Consider the following 1121-nt stretch of genomic DNA (forward strand, 5'->3'; position numbering starts at 1 on the left):
GCTCAGCGCGGGCGACAGCGCGAGCTCGTCGGAGCGCAGCGCATCGCCGATCAGGTGGTAATGGGCCCACGCAGCGCGATCCGCGCGGTTGAGCTCAGCCAGAAACTGCCCGTTGTCCGGGCCATCGAACATTTCGCCATCGACCAGCGCGGAAAGGCGCTCGCCGCGCGAGCACGCTTGCGACTGCGTATTGACCGACCCCATGATGCTCCCCATCTTGCACACCCCGTCGTGACTTCACGACTCTATCCGTAACTAGACCCCGACCCGCGTCGCTCCGCCTGTCGCGCTTACCAGCGCTTGCCTTCGGGCGTATCGAGCAGCGGACGCAATTTGGCAGCGATTGCCTCGCGTGCACGGAAGATCCGCGACCGGACCGTCCCGATCGGACAGCCCATCATTTCCGCGATCTCTTCGTAGCTCAGGCCCTCGATCTCGCGCAGCGTGATTGCCTGACGCAGTTCTTCGGGCAGCAGAGCCATCGCAGCGTTGACCGTCTCGGCAATCTGCTTGCTCATCAACATCGACTCAGGCGTGTTGATATCCCTTAGTTGGTCTGCGTCGGAGAAAGTTTCCGCTTCCTCCGCATCGGCCTCGGTCGAGGTCGGCGCCCGGCGGCCTTGCGTCGCAAGGTAGTTCTTCGCCGTGTTGACGGCAATTCGGTACAACCACGTATAGAACGCCGATTCGCCGCGGAATTGCGGCAGCGCACGATACGCCTTGATGAACGCGTCCTGGGCCACATCCTCGACCTCGGCGGGATCCCGCACGAGGCGCGAGATCAGCCGAATGATCTTGCGGTGGTATTTGGAGACCAGGAGTTCGAACGCTGCCTTGTCGCCCTTCTGTACGCGCTCGACCAGAGCCTGATCGATTTCTTTTTCACTCACCTGACAAATCCGTTAACTAGGGATGCAACGCGGAGCAATATTGTAGCGTTCCCGCGCCGGACGCTGGTTACGGTGCGTAACCGCGCCGCCGTCACGCCCGCCCCGCCGCGCCCGCCGTTCTCGCCAGCACGGAAAGCGCGCTGAACGACGCGGCATCGAGCGCATCGGCCGGAATCAGCAGCGGCCGCGTGACGGGCCATGCGCACTGGAGCAGCCTGTTGCTGGTGCTGT

Annotated in this window: 2 protein-coding genes; both read right to left on the minus strand. The window is 63.3% G+C overall.

Features of this window, described 5'->3' with window-relative positions; all coding sequences use genetic code 11:
* The coding region (locus tag JYJ84_RS37240) for a sigma-E factor negative regulatory protein (RefSeq protein ID WP_205190353.1) at window positions 1-204 on the minus strand (204 nt) is incomplete at its 3' end.
* A gap of 86 nt (window positions 205-290) precedes the next feature.
* Window positions 291-890, minus strand: a complete 600-nt coding sequence (gene rpoE, locus JYJ84_RS37245) for an RNA polymerase sigma factor RpoE (RefSeq protein WP_006490873.1) — start codon at window positions 888-890, stop codon at window positions 291-293.
* Window positions 891-1121: the final 231 nt, after the last annotated feature.

Source organism: Burkholderia sp. LMG 13014 (assembly GCF_905232215.1).
GTDB lineage: Bacteria > Pseudomonadota > Gammaproteobacteria > Burkholderiales > Burkholderiaceae > Burkholderia.